Here is a 20,427-nt window from a genome sequence, read left to right as displayed (position 1 = left end):
ACTACTTCGCTGTGGGTTTTCGATTCATGACGACTGTGCCGACGCCCGCGGTCACCACCAGTGCGATGGCCACGAGTGTGAACGCGTCGAGCGTTTGCCCGATCACGAGGACTCCGGCCAGTGCGGCCGCTGCGGGTTCGAGGGCGATGAGGACGGCAAAGACTTTCTTGGCTAGAGAGCGCAGCGCCCACATTTCCAAGCTGTACGGGATGACGGACGAGAGGACGGCGACGGCTGCGCCTGCGGCGAGCATCGTCGGATCCAGCAGTTCACTTCCTCCCGAGACGACGCCGAAGGGCAGCGTCAATACGGCCGCGACGATGCTTGCGCCTGCCAACCCGTCGGCGCTCGGGAGCGTCGCGGCCAGGTGGGAACCGGCCACGATGTATCCGGCCCACGCAGTAGCGGCGATCAACGCGAACATCACCCCGATCGGGTCCAAACCGGATTCGCCGTGATCGCTTAACCCGAGCAGCAACACTCCGCCGAAGGCGAGCAGCACCCATGCTCCGTCGGCCCACCGACGAGACAGAATTGCGGCCAGGGTGAGCGGTCCGAGGAACTCGATGGTGACGGCCGTTCCGATGGGCACCGTGTCGAGGGCGAGGTAGAAGGCGCCGTTCATCACGGCGAGGGCGATGCCCAGCGCGAAGATGCCTTTGCGCTGCCGGTTCGACCATCTGCTCCATCGCGGGCGGACGATGACGCCGAGGATGATCGCGGCGATCGTCAGTCGCAGGGTCGTGGCGCCGGCCGGTCCGATCTGCGAGAACAATGTCGTCGCGAATGCCGCTCCGAACTGGAGCGACAGTATCGACGTGAGGACTGCTCCGACCGGCAGTAGCTGACTGCCGGCCTTCATTCTCCGGTGAACTCGGGACTTCGACGCTCGAGCATCGCGGCGACGGCTTCGTGGTGATCTCGGGTGTGGTGGGCGATCGACTGCATGGCGGCCGAGAGTTCGAGCAAGCTCTCGAGGCTCTGGTGCTGGCCCTCGCGGAGGAGCTTTTTGGTCATGCGGAGTACCTGCGGGGGATTGGCGGCTACTCGAGCTGCCAAAGCGTGCGCAGCGGAAAGCAATTCCTCGGGCTCGGTCACCTGCGAGACCAGACCCCAGTCGAGTGCCTTCGCAGCATCGATCGGTTCACCGGTGAACGCCATCTCGGCCGCGCGGGCGTTGCCGATCGCGCGGGGGAGCAGCCACGCTCCGCCGTCGCCGGGAATGAGTCCTACCTTGACGAAACTCTCGGCGAAGACTGCGGCGGTCGAGGCGATGCGGAGGTCGCACATGAGTGAGAGGTCGCAGCCCGCTCCGATGGCCGGGCCGTTGACCGCCGCGATGGTCGGCACCTCACACGTGTACAGCGCGAGCGGGATGCGTTGGATGCCGTGCCGGTAGCCCTGGCGGATCTCGCCGGGTGCGCCACCGAACATGCCCTCCTTGTCTCGCATGTGCTTGACGTTGCCGCCGGAGGAGAAGGCCGATCCGGCCCCCGTCAGAATGACCGTGCGCACACTCTGATCTCGGTTGACCGCGGTGACTGCGTCTTCGAGGGCCTCGATCATGTCGATCTCGGAGATCGCATTGCGGGTGTCCGGGCGATTGAGGGTCCACGTGACCACATCGCCGGTTCGCGAGATCAGTACGGCGTCGCTCATGGGTGCTCCTGGTTGTCGATGGCAGTTGAACTCAGTCTCTCACCACAGGATTTCGCAATAACAATCATTCGTGCTTGATTTTTATGGATGTGGGTGTGATGCTGGTCGCATGGCCGAACTTCAGACGTTCATCGATGACTTGCGGGCCGAAGGCGAGAGCCTCGACGCCCTGGTTGCGGATCTGCCCGAGGAGAAGTGGGCGACAATGACGCCTGCGGAAGGGTGGACCATCGCACATCAGATCGGGCACCTGCACTGGACGGACAGTGCAGCGATCCTGGCGATCACCGACCCGGACGGGTTCGCGGAGCAGTTGAAGGCGGCGTTCGTGAACCCGGCAGGGTTTGTCGACGACGGTGCTGCCGAACAGGCGGCCCGCCAGCCGGCGGAGTTGCTCGCCGATTGGCGAGCGGGGCGCACCGCTCTCGTCGAGGCGCTCACCGCCGCCCCGGCCGGAACCAAGTTCCCCTGGTACGGCCCGCCCATGGGCGGTGTCTCCATGGCTACCGCGCGACTGATGGAGACGTGGGCGCACGGGCAGGACGTTGCCGACGCACTCGGCGTCGAACGCGCTCCGACGGCGCGCATCAAGAACATCGCTCACCTGGGTGTGCGGACGCGAAACTTCGCGTACTCGGTCAACGAGAAAACGCCGCCCGCCGACGATTTCCGGGTTGAGTTGACCGCGCCGGACGGGTCGCTCTGGGCCTGGGGGCCGGAAGATGCACCGCAGAAGGTCACCGGGCCGGCGTTGGACTTCTGCCTGCTGGTTACCCAGCGCGCCAATCGCGCCGATCTCGATCTGGTCGCCGTGGGTGCCGACGCGGACGAGTGGCTCGGGTTCGCGCAGGCCTTTGCCGGACCCAGCGGTGAGGGACGAGCCGCCGTCGGATCCAGCGGTGAGGGACGAGCATCGAAGGTGGGCAAATGAGTTCGGTACGGATCGGTAACTGCTCCGGGTTCTACGGCGACCGCGTCTCGGCGATGCGCGAGATGCTCGAGGGCGGCGAACTCGACTACCTGACCGGCGACTACCTGGCCGAACTGACGATGTTGATCCTCGGGCGGGATCGGATGAAGGACCCGTCGCTCGGCTACGCGAAGACGTTCCTGCGGCAGGTGGAGGACACGCTCGGCCTTGCGCTCGACAAGGGGGTGAAGATCGTCGCGAATGCAGGCGGTCTCAATCCCGCCGGACTGGCCGACGCGTTGCGCGAGGTCAACACCAAGCTGGGGTTGAACGCAAAGATCGCCCACGTCGAGGGCGACGATTTGATCTCTCGGGCAGACGAACTCGGACTCGGCTCCCCACTGACGGCCAACGCGTACCTCGGCGCCTGGGGCATCGTCGAAGCATTGTCGGCCGACGCCGATGTCGTGGTCACCGGACGGGTCACCGATGCGTCGGTGATCGTCGGTCCGGCCGCTCACCATTTCGGTTGGAAGCGAGATGATTTCGATCAGCTTGCCGGTGCTGTCGCGGCGGGCCACGTCATCGAGTGCGGAACCCAGGCCACCGGCGGCAACTACGCGTTCTTCACAGAGATTCCCAATCTGGGCCGGCCTGGCTTCCCGATCGCCGAGATCAACGCGGACGGAACCTCGGTCATCACCAAGCACGCCGGAACGGACGGCGAGGTGAGCGTCGGCACGGTGACGGCGCAGCTGCTGTACGAGATCACCGGTGGACGCTATGCAGGCCCGGACGTGACGACCCGCATCGACAACGCAGTGCTCACCCAGGAAGGCCCGGACCGGGTGTTGATCAGCGGCGTCACGGGCGAGGCTCCGCCGCCGCAGTACAAGGTCTCCCTGAACACGCTGGCCGGGTTCCGTAACGAGGCCACCTTCATCCTCACGGGTCTCGACATCGAGGCCAAGGCCGATCTGGCGAAGACTCAGCTCGAATCCTGGCTGACGAAGAAGCCCGCCGAACTGGTCTGGACTCTCGCTCGCACGGATCATCCGGATTCCGACACCGAGGAAACCGCGAGTGCGTTGCTGCGCTGCGTGGTTCGCGATTCCGACCCCAAGGTGATCGGTCGCCCTTTCTCCGCGGTTGCGGTGGAAATGGCACTTGCCAGCTACCCCGGCTTCTCGCTGACGGCTCCGCCGAGCAACGGCCAACCGTACGGAGTGTTCACCCCCGGCTACGTCGACGCGGGATCGGTGCCGCACGTGGCCGTACTGCCGGACGGCACGCGCGTGGACATCGCTCCGTCCACGTTGACGCAGGACCTCGAACCCGTCGGCGAACCGGAGCGTCCGGAGCCGTTGCCGCCACAGACGTCGATTTCGGTACCACTCGGCACGATCGCCGGTGCCCGTAGTGGCGACAAGGGCGGAAATGCCAACGTCGGCGTCTGGGTTCGCACGGACGATCAGTGGAAGTGGTTGGCGCACACACTGACCGTCGAGATGCTCAAGGAACTGCTACCGGAAGCAGTAGACCTGAACGTCACTCGCTACCAGCTTCCGCACCTTCGTGCCGTCAACTTCGTGATCGAGGGAATTCTCGGTCAGGGCGTCGCCTCGCAGGCGCGGTTCGATCCGCAGGCCAAGGGAATTGGTGAATGGCTGCGTTCGCGCCACATCGACATCCCGATTTCGCTACTCCCCGTAACTGACGAGAAAGAGGATTCACGGTGACCGTGTGGACCACACCGGAAAGGCTTGCGCTTCGCGAGACCGTACGCGGATTCGTGAACCAGGAGATTTTGCCGCATCTGACGCAGTGGGAGCGAGACGGCGAGATTCCGCGCGAATTGCACCGCAAGGCAGGCGCTCTCGGACTCCTCGGGGCCAGCGCACCCGAATCGGCCGGTGGTGAGGGCGGCGACGCCGTCGACTCCATCGTGATCTGTGAGGAGATGCATCAGGCAGGTGCGTCGGGCGGGCTGTTCGCATCGCTCTTCACCTGCGGCATCGCGGTGCCGCACCTGATCGCGGCCGGCGACGAGGCGCAGATCGAGAAGTGGGTCAAGCCGACCCTGCGCGGCGACAAGATCGGCTCGCTCGCCATCACCGAGCCCGGCGGAGGCAGCGACGTCGGGCACCTGACAACTACAGCCAAGCGCGACGGCGATCATTACGTCGTGAACGGCGCCAAGACGTTCATCACCTCCGGCGTTCGAGCGGACTTCGTCGTTACAGCGGTGCGCACCGGTGGTCCCGGCGCGGGTGGTGTCTCACTGCTCGTGATCGAGAAGGGCACACCGGGATTCACCGTCTCGCGCAAACTCGAGAAGATGGGCTGGCGCGCATCCGATACCGCGGAACTCTCCTTTGTCGACGCCCGGGTTCCGGTGGAGAATCTGGTCGGTGCAGAGAACAGCGGCTTCGCGCAGATCGCCCAGGCATTTGTCTCCGAGCGGGTAGCGCTCGCCGCGCAGGCGTATGCCAGTGCAGAACGTTGCCTGGAGCTGACGCTCGAATGGTGCCGCGCCCGTGAGACTTTCGGTCGCCCCCTGATCAGTCGGCAGGCCGTCCAGAACACCGTCACCGAGATGGCCCGCAAGATCGACGTCGCCAAGGTGTACACGCACTCGGTGATCGAGCGGTACATGGCCGGTGACGGCGATCTGATCGCCGAGGTGTGCTTTGCGAAGAACACGGCAGTCGAGACGGGCGAATGGGTTGCGAACCAAGCTGTTCAGCTGTTCGGCGGCCTCGGATACATGCAGGAAAGCGAAGTGGAGAGGCAGTACCGGGACATGCGAATTCTGGGAATCGGTGGCGGGACCACCGAAATCCTCACCGGCCTCGCGGCCAAGCGATTGGGGTATCAGTCATGAGTGTCATCCGGTCAACACTGGACACCAATTCCGAGGTGTACAAGACCGCAACTTCGACCATGAACACCAAGCTCGCCGAGATCGAGGTCGAGCACGCCAAGGCGTTGGCGGGCGGCGGCGAGAAGTACACCGAGCGGCACCACAAGCGGGGAAAGCTCCTGGCACGCGAGCGGATCGAACTCCTGCTCGATCAGGATTCACCGTTCCTCGAACTGTGTCCCCTCGCTGCGTGGGGGAGTGACTTCCCGGTCGGCGCCAGCACCGTGGTCGGTATCGGCGTCGTCGAAGGTGTCGAATGCCTGATCGTCGCCAACGATCCCACCGTGCGCGGCGGCACCAGCAATCCGTGGACACTGCGTAAGGGATTCCGGGCCAACGACATCGCCATGCAGAACCGCCTCCCGGTGATCTCCCTCGTAGAGTCCGGTGGCGCAGACTTGCCGACGCAGAAAGAGGTGTTCATCCCTGGCGGGCGTATGTTCCGTGACCTCACTCAGCTGTCCGCGGCCGGAATCCCCACCATTGCACTGGTCTTCGGTAACTCGACGGCCGGCGGTGCGTACATCCCGGGCATGTCCGACCACGTCGTGATGATCAAGGAACGCTCCAAGGTGTTCCTCGCAGGCCCGCCGCTGGTCAAGATGGCCACCGGTGAGGAATCCGACGACGAGGCACTCGGCGGCGCCGAAATGCACGCTCGCAAGTCCGGGTTGGCCGACTACTTCGCCGCCGACGAGCAGGACGCGATCCGCATCGGGCGCTCGATCGTCAAGCGGCTCAACTGGACCAAGAAGGGGCCGGCGCCGCGCGCGGAGATCATCGAACCGCTCGAGGATCCGGAAGAGTTGCTCGGCATCGTTCCGGCCGACCTGAAGATCCCGTTCGATCCGCGTGAGGTCATCGCCCGTATCGTCGACGGCTCCGACTTCGACGAGTTCAAGCCGCTCTACGGCTCCTCCCTCGTGACCGGGTGGGCCGAGCTGAACGGCTACCCGATCGGCATCCTGGCGAACGCACGTGGAGTGCTCTTCAGTGAGGAATCACAGAAGGCCACGCAGTTCATCCAGCTCGCCAATCGTTCCAACACGCCGTTGCTGTTCCTGCACAACACCACCGGCTACATGGTGGGTAAGGAATACGAGGAGGGCGGCATGATCAAGCACGGATCGATGATGATCAATGCGGTTGCCAACTCCAAGGTTCCGCACATCTCGATCCTGCTCGGAGCGTCGTACGGCGCCGGTCACTACGGTATGTGCGGACGCGCGTTCGATCCGCGGTTCCTCTTTGCGTGGCCCAGTTCCAAGTCCGCCGTCATGGGCGGTGCGCAGCTCGCCGGCGTCATCTCCATCGTGGGACGCGCTGCTGCCGAGGCCCGCGGCCAGGTCTTCGACGAGCAGGCCGACGCCGGCATGCGCGCGATGATCGAGAACCAGATCGAGGCCGAGTCACTTCCGATGTTCCTGTCGGGTCGTCTGTACGACGACGGCGTCATCGATCCCCGAGACACCCGCACCGTGGTGGGAATGTGCCTGTCGGCCATCGCCACCGCCCCGATCGAAGGCACCGAGAACTTCGGCGTCTTCCGTATGTGAGGCACGCCGTGACAATCACTTCAGTACTGGTCGCCAATCGTGGCGAAATCGCCCGCCGTGTCTTTGCAACCTGCCGCAAGAACGGAATCGGCACGGTCGCGGTATTTTCCGACGCAGATGCCGACAGCCCGCACGTCGCCGAAGCCGATGCTTCGGTTCGCCTACCGGGTAACACGCCTGCCGAGACCTACTTGCGGGGTGAGCTCGTCATCGCCGCCGCCAAGGCTTCGGGCGCCGACGCGATTCACCCCGGATACGGATTCCTCTCCGAGAACGCGGAGTTCGCGCGCAGCGTCATCGACGCGGGACTGACGTGGATCGGCCCGCCCGTCGAATCCATCGAGCTCATGGGGTCGAAGGTCGAGTCCAAGAAGATCATGGACGCCGCCGGAGTGCCGGTGCTCTCCGAACTCGATCCCGCCGCGGTGACCGAGGCTCATCTGCCGGTGCTGATCAAGGCGTCGGCGGGCGGCGGCGGACGCGGAATGCGTGTCGTTCGTGAATTGTCGGCGCTGGACGGCGAACTGGAAGCGGCGCGGCGTGAGGCGCAGTCCGCTTTCGGCGACCCGACAGTCTTCTGTGAGCGGTACCTCGAGACCGGTCGGCACATCGAGGTTCAGGTCATGGCCGACCGCCACGGTGCGGTGTGGGCGGTGGGGGAGCGCGAGTGCTCGATCCAGCGTCGGCATCAGAAGGTGGTCGAAGAGGCCCCGTCGCCGCTCGTGCAACGCATCCCCGCCATGCGCGACAAGCTGTTCGACGCCTCGCGGCTCGCAGCCAACGCCATCGGTTACGAGGGGGCAGGAACCGTTGAATTCCTGGCTGACGAAAAAGGCGACTTCTTCTTCCTGGAAATGAACACGCGTTTGCAGGTGGAGCATCCGGTCACCGAGTGCACCACTGGACTCGATCTGGTGGAACTGCAATTGCAGGTCGCTTCAGGTGAAGCACTTCCGGACGATCAGCCGGAGATCCGTGGGCATTCGATCGAAGTGCGCCTGTACGCCGAGGACCCCGCCAAGAACTGGCAGCCGCAGAGCGGAACCGTCCACCACATCGAGTTGCCCGGTGACCCGCAAGAATTCAGTGTTCTGCGTGAGCAGGGCGTTCGCCTCGACTCCGGCGTCGTCGACGGCAGTGTTGTCGGCGTCCACTACGACCCGATGTTGGCCAAGGTCATCTCGTACGCGCCGACGCGGACCGCAGCTGCCCGGCTGCTCGCATCGACGCTGGCGCGCACCAGGATTCACGGGCTGCGCACCAACCGCGACCTGCTCGTCAACGTCCTGGCCCACCCCGCCTTCATTGCCGGAGACACCGACACTGCCTTCTTCGAGACTCACGACCTCGAGAAGCTGTCTACGCCCTTGGCCGGTACCGACGCCGAAAGACTCTCGGCGCTGGCGGCGGCACTTGCCGATGCCGCGCACAACCGGGCGTCGGCCCGCGTCATCGGCCGCTTGCCCAGCGGGTGGCGCAACCTCCCGTCGCAGCCGCAGAGCAAGAGCTATTCCACTGCGTCGGGCGACTACGACGTCCGCTACTCCCTGAGCCGAAGCGGCGTGCTGAGTGCAGAAGGCTTCGACGACGTGCGCCTGGTATCGGCAACTGCGACCCGGGTAGTGCTCGAGCAGAGCGGAGTACAGCGCTCGTTCGACGTTGCGGCCTACGGGAGTGAGATTTTTGTCGACTCCTCGCTCGGACCCGTCGCGTTGACGGCAGCACCGCGCTTCGTGGATCCGTCGGCAGAAGTCGCCGCCGGTTCGTTGCTCGCTCCGATGCCGGGATCGGTCATCCGCCTCGGTGCCGCACTCGGTGACACCGTCACCGCCGGCCAGCCGATTCTGTGGCTGGAGGCCATGAAGATGGAACACACCGTCACCGCGCCGACTGCCGGTGTCCTGGTGGAACTTCCGGTCGCCGTCGGCCAGCAGGTCGAGGTCGGATCGGTACTCGCACGTGTGGAAGAACCCGCTACAGAAGAGGAAGCATGATGAGTTTCATCGAGACCGAAGAGCAGAAGGAACTGCGGGCATCCGTTTCCAAACTGGGTGAGCGCTTCAACTACGTCGACTACGTGCTGCCCAAGGCGCGAAAGGGGGAGCCGCTCACCGAATTGTGGAACGAGGCCGGCAAACTCGGATTCCTGGGCGTCAACCTGCCGGAGGAATACGGCGGCGGCGGTGCAGGCATCTACGAACTCGCGCTGGTGCAGGAGGAGTTGGCGGCGCAGGGTGCCGGTCTGCTCCTGGTTGTCGTATCCCCGGCCATCTGCGGCACCATCATCGGCAAGTACGGCACGGCGGAGCAGAAGCAGCAGTGGCTACCCAGCCTCGCCGACGGCTCCAAGATCATGGCGTTCGGAATCACCGAGGCCGACGCTGGTTCCAACTCTCATCAGATCACCACGACGGCACGCAGGGATGGCGACGACTGGATCCTGAGCGGCAACAAGATCTACATCTCGGGTGTCGATCAGGCTGACGCGGTCCTCGTCGTTGCGCGGACCGAGGACTCCAAGACGGGCAAGCTCAAGCCCGCTCTGTTCATCGTCCCCACGGATTCTCCGGGATTCGTGAAGACGCAGATGGAGATGGATATCATCGAACCGGACCACCAGTTCATCCTCTTCCTCGACGACGTCCGTCTGCCGGCCGACGCTCTGGTCGGCGAAGCCGATGCCGCCTTGATGCAGTTGTTCGCCGGCCTCAACCCCGAGCGCATCCTGGGTGCGTCGATGGCCATCGGCATGGGCCGTTACGCCCTGAACGCCGCAGTGAAGTTCGCCAACGAGCGCACGGTGTGGAAGACGCCGATCGGTGCGCACCAAGGTATTTCGCATCCACTCGCGCAGGTGAAGATCGAACTCGAGCTCGCCAAGCTGATGATGCAGAAGGCCGCGGTGCTCTACGACAGCGGTGACGATTTCGGTGCTGCCGAAGCCGCGAACATGGCAAAGTACGCCGCCGCTGAAGCCAGCATCAAGGCGCTCGATCAGGCGATCCAGACGCATGGCGGCGCAGGACTGACGAAGGAATACGGACTGGCCGCCATGCTCGGTGCGGCTCGTATCGCCCGTGTCGCGCCGGTGAGCCGCGAGATGATCCTCAACTTCGTCTCACAGCATTCCCTCGGTCTGCCACGGTCCTACTAGGAAGAGGCGACTCATGACGGATCAGGACAAGCCATACGTACGGTACGAAGTATCGGGCGGTGCTGCCACGATCACTCTCGACTCACCCCACAACCGCAACGCGATTTCGACGCGGTTGGTCACGGAGTTGCAGGCTGGGTTGACGGCGGCTGCCGCCGATCCGGCAGTTCGAGCGGTGGTACTCACCCACACCGGTGGAACATTCTGTGCGGGAGCCGATCTGAGTGAGGCCTCCGGTTCGTCCGCATCACCGGAGGACGCCGTCAAGGAGCGAGGACGGGGGATGCTGACACTCTTGCGCAGCATTCTCGAGCTTCCCAAGCCGGTGATCGGACGGATCGACGGTCACGTCCGGGCCGGAGGCATGGGTCTTGTCGGGGCGTGCGACATCGTCGTCGCCGGACCGGCGAGCACCTTCGCGGTGACGGAATCACGGTTGGGTTTGGCGGCGTCCATCATCTCGCTCACGGTCCTGCCGAGGCTCGACCAGCGATCTGCGAGCCGCTATCTGCTCACCGGCGAGAAGTTCGGCCAGCACGAGGCCGAATCCATCGGACTCGTCACCTCCGCGTCGCAGGACACGGAGGAGTCGATCACCGAACTGCTCGGCACCTTGCGCCAATGTTCACCGCAGGGACTTGCCGAATCGAAGTGGATCACGACGCGTTCGGTCCTGGCCGGATTCGACCGGGACGGCGAGGAGATGATCGCGCAGTCGGCTCGGCTGTTTTCCTCTGACGAGGCTCGTGAGGGCATGATGTCTTTCTTGCAGAAGCGTCCAGCGGCCTGGGCGCAGTAGAAACTGCGCAGCTGGGACACAGAAGCGCTGGAACACAGAAGTAGAAGGGATGGCGGCGCGATGACTCGAGAGCCCAAGCAGGACCGAAGTCGAGTCACGCGCTCCCACCTGCTCGAAGTGACTGTGGAGTGTCTCGCCGAACTCGGGTGGAGCGCAACGACGATGAGCGTCGTCGCGCAGCGTGCCGGGGTGTCCAGAGGCGCCATGCAGCATCACTTCCCGACCCGCGAGGACCTCATCACCGCGGCGCTCGAGGTGATGTTCGACGCCCGGATGGATCAGGCACGAAAGGAATCGACCGACCTTCCGGTGGGTGCCGGACGAACCGAGGCGATCATTTCGCGGTTGGTGGAGTACTACACCGGGACTCTGTTCAAAGCAGCGCTGCAGGTGTGGACGGCCGCTGCCTCCGACTCCGACCTGCGTGCCCGCGTACTGCCCCTCGAGGAACGATTCGGGCGCATCGCGCACCGCATGGCCGTCGAGAGTCTGGGTGTCGACGACTCCGACCCGGTGACGCACCGCTTGGTACAGGCGACCCTGGACCTGGCCCGCGGGCTGGGGCTGGCTGATGTCTTGACAGACGACTCGCGCCGACGCACCGAGGTGGTCAAACAGTGGGCGGCGCAATTGGATTCCACACTTGTTCGGGTACCGGTGGCAACTCCCTGAATCGGTAGCGGCGGGGCCGGCGCCGGTGCTCTCGACGCGCACGTGGCGTGTGTCGGGGGCCACCGAGAAGTACAGTCGGCTCCATGGTCGCACGCACTCTCACTTCGATCGGGACTTCGGTATTGGTCTCGGCTGCCGTGCTCTCGGCCGTGGTCGGCTGCAGCTCCGGCGACGGGTCCGTCGATCAGCCGGGCGACGGTGCGGGTTCGCAGGCACTCGCACCTACGGATCCGGGCCCGATGTTCGCCGAATGCGGCTCGGTGACCGACGAGGAAGTTGTCAACGCCTTCAATCTCGGCGCTTTTGCGACGACGACGCGCAACGGCGTCGGTTGCCAGTGGGAAGTCGCCGGTTCGAACGGTCCGAGCGTCAGTTTCTCCTGGTACCGCGGTAGCCCGATCGGCCGCGAACGGGCCGGGTCCGACCTGCTCGGACGTCCTGCCGACGACATCACGATCGGCGGTCATCAAGGCTTCATCGCGTCCACGGCAGGTTCGTTGTGCGAGTTGGGTATCGCGTTCGGCGGAGACTTCGTGCACTGGTCGATCACCTACGGTTTGCTGCCACCGACCGCGGATCCATGCACGGTGGCGCGGGATCTGATGGAAAAAACAGTTTCGAGGGCACAGTGAAGTTCGAGGGCGCCGTGAAGCGCGTAAGGATCGGGCTCGCCCTGGCTGGGTCGCTGGTTCTACTCACGGGGTGCGGCTCCGTGGTCACCGGGACTCCCCGTGCGCAGGGCAGCTACGGCGGTAGTGACAGCCAGGAATTCGCGAACGTCCTCCAAGAATGCGAAGCCGTCACCGACGAGCAGATCGCCGGTGCCGTGGGTGCCGACGCCGTCGGGCGTGGGTTCTTCGGCGCTATCTGCCGTTGGGACGGCATCGGGACCGCGGGTCCGATCAAGATCACCTTCAACTGGTTCGAGACGGGCACCCTCGATCACGAGCGCGCTGCATTCGAGCACCTGGGATACGTGGTGGCGAAAATCGACATCAACGGCAGTGGCGGGTACCAGGTTCGCCAGCCGGCCGATCCGCAGAGCTGCGGGGTGAGCGCGAGCGCACCGGCCGGGGGAGTGTTCGGTTGGTGGGTCACCGAGCCGCAAGGCGGCGCGGATCCGTGCGAGGCTGCGGCAAAGCTCGGCGCGTTGACGCTGAACCGCAGCATCTGATCGCGACCGGTCCGGCTGCGTGGTCTGAGTGTGCAGCCAGAGTGTCTGGTCAGAGCGTGAGGTCACTATCACCGTGGCCTCGCTTTGACCTCGTGGCGCGCCGACAGGTATCGTTATGGGTCGTGTCCGGCATGCCCGGGCCGATCTGTGTGCCTAGCTAGGTATTGCCGTGCGCGCGTTCGAGCAGAAACTGCTGATGAACGAGCATCCGGCTGCCTGTGTGGGGGTATGCGACACGCCCGACCTCGGGGGCAGTGCGCGGCATGAAAGTGCTGAGTACAGACTCTGAGGTGGGTGAGGAGCAGCAGCTCTCTTGCTCCAACTGCTAGATCCCTAATTTCAGAACAGCCACGTTTTCGAACGGCCCGAGTTCGCTCGAGCAGTCTGTTCGTCACAAGAAAGCCGGTAAATGCCAACCATCAACCAGCTGGTCCGCAAGGGTCGCCGCGACAAGACCGCCAAGGTCAAGACGGCAGCCCTCAAGGGCAGCCCGCAGCGTCGTGGCGTGTGCACTCGCGTGTACACCACCACCCCCAAGAAGCCGAACTCCGCGCTCCGTAAGGTCGCACGTGTTCGCCTCACGACTTCGGTCGAGGTCACCGCGTACATCCCCGGTGAAGGTCACAACCTTCAGGAGCACTCCATGGTGCTCGTCCGTGGCGGTCGTGTGAAGGACCTCCCGGGTGTCCGTTACAAGATCATCCGCGGCTCCCTCGACACCCAGGGTGTCAAGGGTCGCAAGCAGGCACGCAGCCGCTACGGCGCCAAGAAGGAGAAGAGCTAATGCCACGTAAGGGCCCCGCTCCGAAGCGCCCGCTCATCAACGACCCGGTTTACGGTTCCCCGTTGGTGACGCAGCTCGTCAACAAGATCCTGCTGGACGGCAAGAAGTCCACCGCAGAGCGAATCGTGTACCAGGCTCTCGAGCAGGCACGCGAGAAGACCGGCACCGATCCGGTCGTCACCCTCAAGCGCGCCCTGGACAACGTCAAGCCTGCACTCGAGGTTCGTAGCCGCCGCGTCGGTGGCGCTACCTACCAGGTGCCGGTCGAGGTTCGCCCCGGTCGTTCCACCACGCTGGCACTGCGCTGGCTGGTCACCTTCTCGCGTGCACGTCGTGAGAAGACCATGGTCGAGCGTCTCGCCAACGAGCTCCTCGATGCCAGCAATGGCCTCGGTGCAGCTGTGAAGCGTCGCGAAGACACTCACAAGATGGCCGAAGCCAACAAGGCATTCGCCCACTACCGCTGGTGATGTAAAGCGTCGGAGCAACTGCCATCGGGTGGGGCTCCGACGCTTGTCGCCGTTGGCGGCCTGATCATCGCGACGGATTCCGGACGCAGGTGGCCAGGTTCGCCTCGGCAGAGACATAATTGAAAGACCATGGCCCTGACGGTGGAACACACCGATAAGGCCGACACCCGAAAACCAAGCAACGAGCGGGGAAGAAACCTGTGGCACAGGAAGTGCTGACTGACCTGAACAAGGTCCGCAACATCGGCATCATGGCGCACATCGATGCCGGCAAGACCACCACCACCGAGCGCATCCTGTTCTACACCGGTGTCAATTACAAGATCGGTGAGACGCACGACGGTGCGTCGACGACGGACTGGATGGAGCAGGAGAAGGAACGCGGCATCACGATCACGTCTGCCGCCGTGACTTGCTTCTGGAACAACAACCAGATCAACATCATCGACACCCCCGGCCACGTCGACTTCACGGTCGAGGTGGAGCGGTCGCTGCGCGTGCTAGACGGCGCAGTTGCTGTCTTCGACGGTAAAGAGGGTGTCGAGCCGCAGTCCGAGCAGGTTTGGCGTCAGGCTGCCAAGTACGACGTTCCGCGCATCTGCTTCGTCAACAAGATGGACAAGATGGGCGCGGACTTCTACTTCACAGTCCAGACCATCATCGACCGCTTGGGCGCGAAGCCGCTCGTTCTCCAGCTGCCCATCGGCGCTGAGGACGACTTCGACGGCGTCGTCGACCTGGTCGAGATGAAGGCCATCACCTGGCGCGGCGTGGTCCCGACGGGAACCGCTCCGACCATCGAGGAGATCCCCGCGGATCTCGTCGAGAAGGCTGCCGAGTACCGCGAGAAGCTGCTCGAGACGGTTGCAGAGTCCGACGAAGCTCTCATGGAGAAGTACTTCGGCGGCGAAGAGCTCACCATCGAGGAGATCAAGGGCGCCATCCGCAAGATGACGGTCGCCTCCGAGCTGTACCCGGTTCTCTGTGGCTCCGCGTTCAAGAACAAGGGCGTTCAGCCCATGCTCGACGCTGTCATCGACTACCTTCCGAACCCGCTGGACATCGGCGAGGTCATCGGCCACAAGCTCGGTGACGAAGAAGTAGAGATCACTCGCAAGCCGAGCAAGGACGAGCCGTTCTCGGCTCTCGCCTTCAAGATCGCTGCTCACCCGTTCTTCGGCAAGCTGACCTTCGTCCGCGTGTACTCGGGTCGTATCGATCCGGGTGCTCAGGTGCTCAACGCAACCAAGGGCAAGAAGGAGCGCATCGGAAAGCTCTTCCAGATGCACGCCAACAAGGAGAACCCGGTAGACGAGGCCGTAGCCGGCCACATCTACGCAATGATCGGCCTCAAGGACACCACCACCGGTGACACCTTGTGCGATCAGGCGAGCCCCATCGTCCTCGAGTCGATGTCGTTCCCCGCGCCGGTCATCCAGGTCTCCATCGAGCCCAAGACCAAGTCCGACCAGGAAAAGCTGGGCGTCGCGATCCAGAAGCTCGCCGAAGAGGACCCGACCTTCTCGGTCGAGCTCGACGAAGAGACCGGTCAGACCGTCATCGGCGGTATGGGCGAGCTCCACCTCGACATCCTCGTCGACCGCATGCGTCGCGAGTTCAAGGTCGAGGCGAACGTCGGTAAGCCGCAGGTTGCGTACCGCGAGACCATCACCAAGAAGGTCGAGAAGCACGACTACACCCACAAGAAGCAGACGGGTGGCTCGGGCCAGTTCGCAAAGGTCATCATCGCTCTGGAGCCTTTCGTGGGCGAAGACGGTGCTACCTACGAGTTCGAGAACAAGGTCTCCGGCGGACGTATCCCGCGCGAGTACATCCCCTCCGTGGATGCCGGTGCGCAGGACGCGATGCAGTACGGTGTTCTCGCCGGCTACCCGCTCGTGAACCTGAAGCTGTCGCTGCTCGATGGTGCTTACCACGACGTCGACTCCTCGGAAATGGCGTTCAAGGTTGCCGGTTCGCAGGCACTGAAGGAAGCCGCCCGCAAGGCCGGCCCCGTCATTCTCGAGCCGCTCATGGCTGTCGAGGTCACAACGCCCGAGGAGTACATGGGCGACGTGATCGGCGACCTCAACTCCCGCCGTGGCCAGATCCAGGCCATGGAGGAACGCAGTGGTGCCCGTGTCGTGAAGGCGCTGGTTCCGCTCTCGGAGATGTTCGGTTACATCGGTGACCTGCGGTCGAAGACCCAGGGCCGAGCGAACTTCTCCATGGTGTTCGATTCCTACGCAGAGGTTCCCGCGAACGTCTCGAAGGAAATCATCGCCAAGGCGACGGGCGAGTAAGCACAGCGAGCTCCCCAGCCCGCGCCGGCAAGTAACCTCGGTTTCTTCCGGCACGAAGCACGACCTAGTAACAACCAACCGCACTGCTGCATACGGCAAGCAACAACAGTCCAGGAGGACACAAAGTGGCGAAGGCGAAGTTCGAGCGGACGAAGCCGCACGTGAACATCGGCACCATTGGTCACGTCGACCACGGCAAGACCACGACGACGGCGGCCATCACCAAGGTTCTCGCGGATGCATTCCCCGACCTGAACGAGGCTTCGGCCTTTGATCAGATCGACAAGGCTCCCGAGGAAAAGGCTCGTGGCATCACGATCAACATCTCGCATGTTGAGTACCAGACGGAAAAGCGCCACTACGCGCACGTCGATGCACCGGGTCACGCCGACTACATCAAGAACATGATCACCGGCGCAGCTCAGATGGACGGCGCTATTCTCGTCGTCGCAGCTACCGACGGCCCGATGCCCCAGACGCGCGAGCATGTCCTGCTCGCTCGCCAGGTTGGCGTTCCTTACATCCTCGTCGCCCTGAACAAGGCCGACATGGTTGACGACGACGAGATCCTCGAGCTCGTCGAGATGGAGGTCCGCGAACTGCTGGCCGCTCAGGAATTCGACGAGGAAGCCCCCGTCATTCCGATCTCGGCACTCAAGGCACTCGAGGGTGACCCGAAGTGGACGCAGTCCATTCTCGACCTGATGGCTGCTGTCGACGAGTCCATCCCGGACCCGATTCGTGAGACCGAGAAGCCCTTCCTCATGCCCGTCGAGGACGTCTTCACCATCACCGGCCGTGGCACCGTTGTCACCGGTCGTATCGAGCGTGGCGTTGTCAACGTCAACGAAGAGGTCGAGATCGTCGGCATCAAGGAAACCTCGACCAAGACCACGGTCACGGGTATCGAGATGTTCCGCAAGCTGCTCGACTCGGGCCAGGCCGGCGACAACGTCGGACTGCTCGTTCGTGGCATCAAGCGCGAAGATGTCGAGCGTGGACAGGTTGTCGTCAAGCCGGGCACCACGACTCCCCACACGGAGTTCGAGGGCCAGGCATACATCCTGTCGAAGGACGAGGGCGGCCGCCACACCCCGTTCTTCAACAACTACCGCCCGCAGTTCTACTTCCGTACCACGGACGTTACGGGCGTCGTGACGCTGCCTGAGGGCACCGAGATGGTCATGCCCGGTGACAACACCGAGATGTCCGTCAAGCTGATCCAGCCTGTCGCCATGGACGAGGGCCTGCGCTTCGCAATTCGCGAAGGCGGCCGTACGGTCGGCGCCGGCAAGGTTGCCAAGATCATCAAGTGAGACTCTTGTCTCGCTAGCTGATTCACAGCACTGAAAAAGGCGCTCATTCCCTTCGGGGAGTGAGCGCCTTTTCTGTGTCTTCCATCGGGTGGCCTGTGATCGAGTGTTCGGTGATCGGGTGCCTGCGTGGTTCTTACTTACTTGTTGGCTTCCACCCGGTCGAGGTGCAGCAGAACCTGTACTGCGACGGTCGAGCCGTCCAGGCTGCGCCTGGTTGCGCCGGCGATACGTTCGGCCGAAGCGGTGAATCCGGCGACGTCGATCGACGGATCTGCAGTGACGACAATCGACAGCGTCGGCAATCCGCGATCGACCGTCGCTTTGCTCTTGGTGCTCCGCACGCCGGTCAGCTGAGCGAGCTCGGCCGCTACGCCGTCTGCGACGGGTCCGAGATCCACGCTGACGTCGGTACCGGATTCGTTGTGCCGCAATGTGACTGCGCTTGTGCGGCGCCGGCGAAGGTTCAGGTACAACAGCCCGAAACCGGCGAAGACACAGAGGACGAAGGTGCCCGACAGTACCCAGTGCCACCACGGCTCCTCCGGAAGGCCGAAGAGGACCTCCCGATCGAAGCGTGACACCCAGGTTCGAATCAGCGACGCGCCCGCGTCCCACGCGATGGCGTATGCGCCCGCCGCGAGGAGTGCGATTCCGACGATGAGGACGATGATCCGATCGACCGCGGAGATCCAACGGTTCACGAGGCGTCCTTTCGTCGTACTACAGTTTCTCGCACGACAACCGAAAGTTGCAGTGGCCGCTGCAGTATCGCGAGGTGGGGCCGAACCGCCGCGTCGACGGCTGCGGCAAGTTCAGCTCGATCGCCACCGGTCGATTCGATGTGGACCTTGACGTGTTTACGGTCGACGCTGGTGTGAGCCGAGCCGACGCCGGGAACGACCGCTGCGTGGCTACTGCACAGACGTGCAATGTCAGTCGGCCGCATCCACACCGTCGATGCGCTCGGGTTCCCGAGTGGGACATGGGTTTTCGCACGGCGTTTGATCGCCGACATTATCAGGACAACACCCGCGACAACGGCAGCGATCGCCACCGGAAGTAGCCACGGTTGCCAGTGCAGACGAGACGTCCACTCCACGGAGTTTCGGATCCAGGGTGCCGATTCGAAAGTTCCACGGTTGATGAACCATTCGCGCGAGACGACGAAGGCGAGTGCGAGTAGACCACACGCGATGACGACGGCCGAAACCGCGGCCGCCGGGTTCGCAGAGGGGACCCGCGGCGGAATCGGATCCGAGAGTGCCTGCTGTGCCGGGCCCTCCGCGATCTCGACGCCGGAAACACAGGAGTCGTCAGAACCCTCGGTTGCCGCGATCATCACGTTCATGTCGTGGAGTGGAAGCCCGGTCAGCGATTCGACGCTGCGACCGACTTCCGTTCGCACCCGGCCGGTCAACTCGGTGACCGAACACGGCCAGGACACGGCGAGGAAGAGATTGATGGCGACGGCGTCGCTACCCATCGAGATGTCGGCTCGCGGAAGGTCGCGTCCGGTCAGGCGAGTCAAGCCACCGGACTGGCGGACCACCCCCGGGACGTTCACCGCTGCGGCCGTGGCGATCTTGGCCATCGCACGGTCCTTGATGACCAAGGAGCCGCGTAGGCCAGGATCGTCCGCTGCGCTGGGATCGGACGGCTCAGCCACGGCCACGGCTTCGGAGGATCGCGCCGAGGTCGAGATGTCCGTCGCGGTGTGCTCCGATCGCCATACCGGCGGCGCCGAGCAGGACTGCGAAGACGAAACCGCTGAACCCACCCATGATTCCGGCGAGTGCGAGGAGCAGACCGACCAGCAGTCCGACGGTGGTGCTGTTCATGTCAGTTCCCTTCTCGAATGTTCGGTGCAATGTCTGTGACGGTGGCAGGCTCGGTGACTGCATTTTCGGCATCAACGGGTAGATATCCCGCTGTCGACAGGTCGCCGACGGTCACGTTCACCGGTACGTCGACCAATCTCGCCACCACCGCTCGTACGCGTTCGGCGACGCTGCGAACGTCTGCCGGATAGTGAACGGAAATGTGTACAGCACAAGAGTTTTCGTCGACGACGACGCCGGTGATGCGGCGTCCGGGGAGGTAGGTTCCCACTTCGCCGAACTGTCCTCCGTGCAGATCTGCCACTTCCGGGATGGCAAGAACCGCGTCGGCGACTACCTCGGCCGCGTCGATCTCGCGGCCGGCGTCGGCGGTACTCACTGAACCCTCGGCTTGGCTTCCGGATCGGTACTGCCGCCGCTCTCTGCATCCTCGAAGAGCATGACGTCGAAGACGGTGATGTTGACCTCGGTGACCTCGAGACCCGTCATGCTTTCCACTGCGGCAATGACGTTGCGGCGGATACCTACCGCCAGTTCGTGGAGTGCGACGCCGTACTCGGCGACAATGCCGATGTCGATGGCGGCTTGTTTCTCGCCTACCTCCACCGCCACGCCCTGGGCATGGTTGACGCGGGCGCCCGGTATGCGGTCGCGAAGTGCCCCCACCGCACGCGCTGTGCCCCCGCCGACGTCGTACACGCCGTTGATCTCGCGGGTCGCGATACCGGCGATCTTGGCGACCACGGCGTCGGCGATGATCGTCTTACCCTGGGTGCTGACTAGTTCCGCGCCACCGTCGGCGCCGAATCGGACGCTGTTCTTTTCACTGGAATCGCTGGTCATGGGGGCTCCCTGCTCATGTGTCAGTG

The 20,427-nt window shown here is 64.0% G+C and carries 21 protein-coding genes; 14 read left to right on the top strand and 7 right to left on the bottom strand.

Annotated elements, in window-relative coordinates; all coding sequences use genetic code 11:
* Position 1 precedes the first annotated feature (1 nt).
* On the bottom strand, positions 2-862 hold the full coding sequence (locus G4D79_RS25550) for a DMT family transporter (RefSeq protein ID WP_058227497.1): 861 nt from the start codon (positions 860-862) through the stop codon (positions 2-4).
* Positions 859-1,659 carry a crotonase/enoyl-CoA hydratase family protein gene (locus G4D79_RS25545; protein ID WP_047268912.1) on the bottom strand — a complete coding sequence of 267 codons (801 nt, stop codon included), beginning with the start codon at positions 1,657-1,659 and terminating at the stop codon, positions 859-861. Before G4D79_RS25545 ends, G4D79_RS25550 begins: the two co-directional genes overlap by 4 nt.
* A gap of 109 nt (positions 1,660-1,768) precedes the next feature.
* Between G4D79_RS25545 and G4D79_RS25540 the strand changes: the two genes are divergently transcribed.
* From G4D79_RS25540 to tuf, 14 genes are all read left to right on the top strand, one after another.
* The gene (locus G4D79_RS25540) at positions 1,769-2,590 is read left to right on the top strand and encodes a TIGR03084 family metal-binding protein (RefSeq protein WP_058227499.1); all 822 of its coding nucleotides are present in this window, start codon (positions 1,769-1,771) and stop codon (positions 2,588-2,590) included.
* Positions 2,587-4,308 (top strand): acyclic terpene utilization AtuA family protein, encoded by a 1,722-nt coding sequence (locus G4D79_RS25535; protein WP_209921358.1) that lies wholly within the window; start codon positions 2,587-2,589, stop codon positions 4,306-4,308. The genes G4D79_RS25540 and G4D79_RS25535 overlap by 4 nt, the downstream gene beginning before the upstream one ends.
* Positions 4,305-5,453, top strand: a complete 1,149-nt coding sequence (locus tag G4D79_RS25530; RefSeq protein ID WP_007728404.1) for an acyl-CoA dehydrogenase family protein — start codon at positions 4,305-4,307, stop codon at positions 5,451-5,453. The genes G4D79_RS25535 and G4D79_RS25530 overlap by 4 nt, the downstream gene beginning before the upstream one ends.
* Complete coding sequence (locus G4D79_RS25525) at positions 5,450-7,048, top strand: acyl-CoA carboxylase subunit beta (protein ID WP_003941989.1); 1,599 nt, start codon at positions 5,450-5,452, stop codon at positions 7,046-7,048. Before G4D79_RS25530 ends, G4D79_RS25525 begins: the two co-directional genes overlap by 4 nt.
* An 8-nt stretch (positions 7,049-7,056) precedes the next feature.
* Positions 7,057-9,042, top strand: a complete 1,986-nt coding sequence (locus G4D79_RS25520; RefSeq protein ID WP_214514527.1) for a biotin carboxylase N-terminal domain-containing protein — start codon at positions 7,057-7,059, stop codon at positions 9,040-9,042.
* Positions 9,042-10,202, top strand: a complete 1,161-nt coding sequence (locus G4D79_RS25515; RefSeq protein ID WP_003942033.1) for an acyl-CoA dehydrogenase family protein — start codon at positions 9,042-9,044, stop codon at positions 10,200-10,202. Before G4D79_RS25520 ends, G4D79_RS25515 begins: the two co-directional genes overlap by 1 nt.
* 13 nt (positions 10,203-10,215) lie before the next feature.
* Positions 10,216-11,001 carry an enoyl-CoA hydratase family protein gene (locus tag G4D79_RS25510; protein ID WP_058038134.1) on the top strand — a complete coding sequence of 262 codons (786 nt, stop codon included), beginning with the start codon at positions 10,216-10,218 and terminating at the stop codon, positions 10,999-11,001.
* 60 nt (positions 11,002-11,061) lie between these two features.
* Positions 11,062-11,673 (top strand): TetR/AcrR family transcriptional regulator, encoded by a 612-nt coding sequence (locus G4D79_RS25505; RefSeq protein ID WP_214514526.1) that lies wholly within the window; start codon positions 11,062-11,064, stop codon positions 11,671-11,673.
* A gap of 83 nt (positions 11,674-11,756) precedes the next feature.
* Complete coding sequence (locus tag G4D79_RS25500; protein WP_214514525.1) at positions 11,757-12,305, top strand: DUF3558 domain-containing protein; 549 nt, start codon at positions 11,757-11,759, stop codon at positions 12,303-12,305.
* Complete coding sequence (locus tag G4D79_RS25495) at positions 12,302-12,847, top strand: DUF3558 domain-containing protein (RefSeq protein WP_214514524.1); 546 nt, start codon at positions 12,302-12,304, stop codon at positions 12,845-12,847. The genes G4D79_RS25500 and G4D79_RS25495 overlap by 4 nt, the downstream gene beginning before the upstream one ends.
* 409 nt (positions 12,848-13,256) lie before the next feature.
* The gene (gene rpsL, locus G4D79_RS25490; RefSeq protein ID WP_003941908.1) at positions 13,257-13,631 is read left to right on the top strand and encodes a 30S ribosomal protein S12; all 375 of its coding nucleotides are present in this window, start codon (positions 13,257-13,259) and stop codon (positions 13,629-13,631) included.
* Positions 13,631-14,101 carry a 30S ribosomal protein S7 gene (gene rpsG, locus G4D79_RS25485; RefSeq protein ID WP_003941856.1) on the top strand — a complete coding sequence of 157 codons (471 nt, stop codon included), beginning with the start codon at positions 13,631-13,633 and terminating at the stop codon, positions 14,099-14,101. Before rpsL ends, rpsG begins: the two co-directional genes overlap by 1 nt.
* Positions 14,102-14,301: 200 nt before the next feature.
* Positions 14,302-16,404, top strand: a complete 2,103-nt coding sequence (gene fusA, locus G4D79_RS25480; protein ID WP_007728394.1) for an elongation factor G — start codon at positions 14,302-14,304, stop codon at positions 16,402-16,404.
* Between the two features lie 125 nt (positions 16,405-16,529).
* On the top strand, positions 16,530-17,720 hold the full coding sequence (gene tuf, locus G4D79_RS25475; RefSeq protein ID WP_003941926.1) for an elongation factor Tu: 1,191 nt from the start codon (positions 16,530-16,532) through the stop codon (positions 17,718-17,720).
* Positions 17,721-17,857: 137 nt separating this feature from the next.
* Here the strand turns inward: tuf and G4D79_RS25470 are convergent, their stop codons facing one another.
* From G4D79_RS25470 to G4D79_RS25450, 5 genes are read right to left on the bottom strand one after another with little or no spacing between them, the layout of a single operon-like run.
* Positions 17,858-18,421 carry a hypothetical protein gene (locus tag G4D79_RS25470; RefSeq protein WP_054187810.1) on the bottom strand — a complete coding sequence of 188 codons (564 nt, stop codon included), beginning with the start codon at positions 18,419-18,421 and terminating at the stop codon, positions 17,858-17,860.
* On the bottom strand, positions 18,418-19,392 hold the full coding sequence (locus G4D79_RS25465; protein WP_007728390.1) for an Asp23/Gls24 family envelope stress response protein: 975 nt from the start codon (positions 19,390-19,392) through the stop codon (positions 18,418-18,420). Before G4D79_RS25465 ends, G4D79_RS25470 begins: the two co-directional genes overlap by 4 nt.
* Complete coding sequence (locus G4D79_RS25460) at positions 19,379-19,558, bottom strand: hypothetical protein (RefSeq protein WP_003942043.1); 180 nt, start codon at positions 19,556-19,558, stop codon at positions 19,379-19,381. Before G4D79_RS25460 ends, G4D79_RS25465 begins: the two co-directional genes overlap by 14 nt.
* A gap of 1 nt (position 19,559) precedes the next feature.
* Positions 19,560-19,937: a hypothetical protein gene (locus G4D79_RS25455; protein ID WP_042453130.1), complete on the bottom strand. Its 378-nt coding sequence runs from the start codon at positions 19,935-19,937 to the stop codon at positions 19,560-19,562.
* Positions 19,934-20,401: an Asp23/Gls24 family envelope stress response protein gene (locus tag G4D79_RS25450; protein WP_003941912.1), complete on the bottom strand. Its 468-nt coding sequence runs from the start codon at positions 20,399-20,401 to the stop codon at positions 19,934-19,936. Before G4D79_RS25450 ends, G4D79_RS25455 begins: the two co-directional genes overlap by 4 nt.
* Between the last annotated feature and the right edge of the window lie 26 nt (positions 20,402-20,427).

This window comes from Rhodococcus sp. WY5 (assembly GCF_018588185.1).
Taxonomy (GTDB): Bacteria; Actinomycetota; Actinomycetes; order Mycobacteriales; family Mycobacteriaceae; genus Rhodococcus_F; species Rhodococcus_F qingshengii.
The sequence above is the reverse complement of the archived record's forward strand: the minus strand, read 5'-3'. Positions and strand labels throughout refer to the sequence as shown.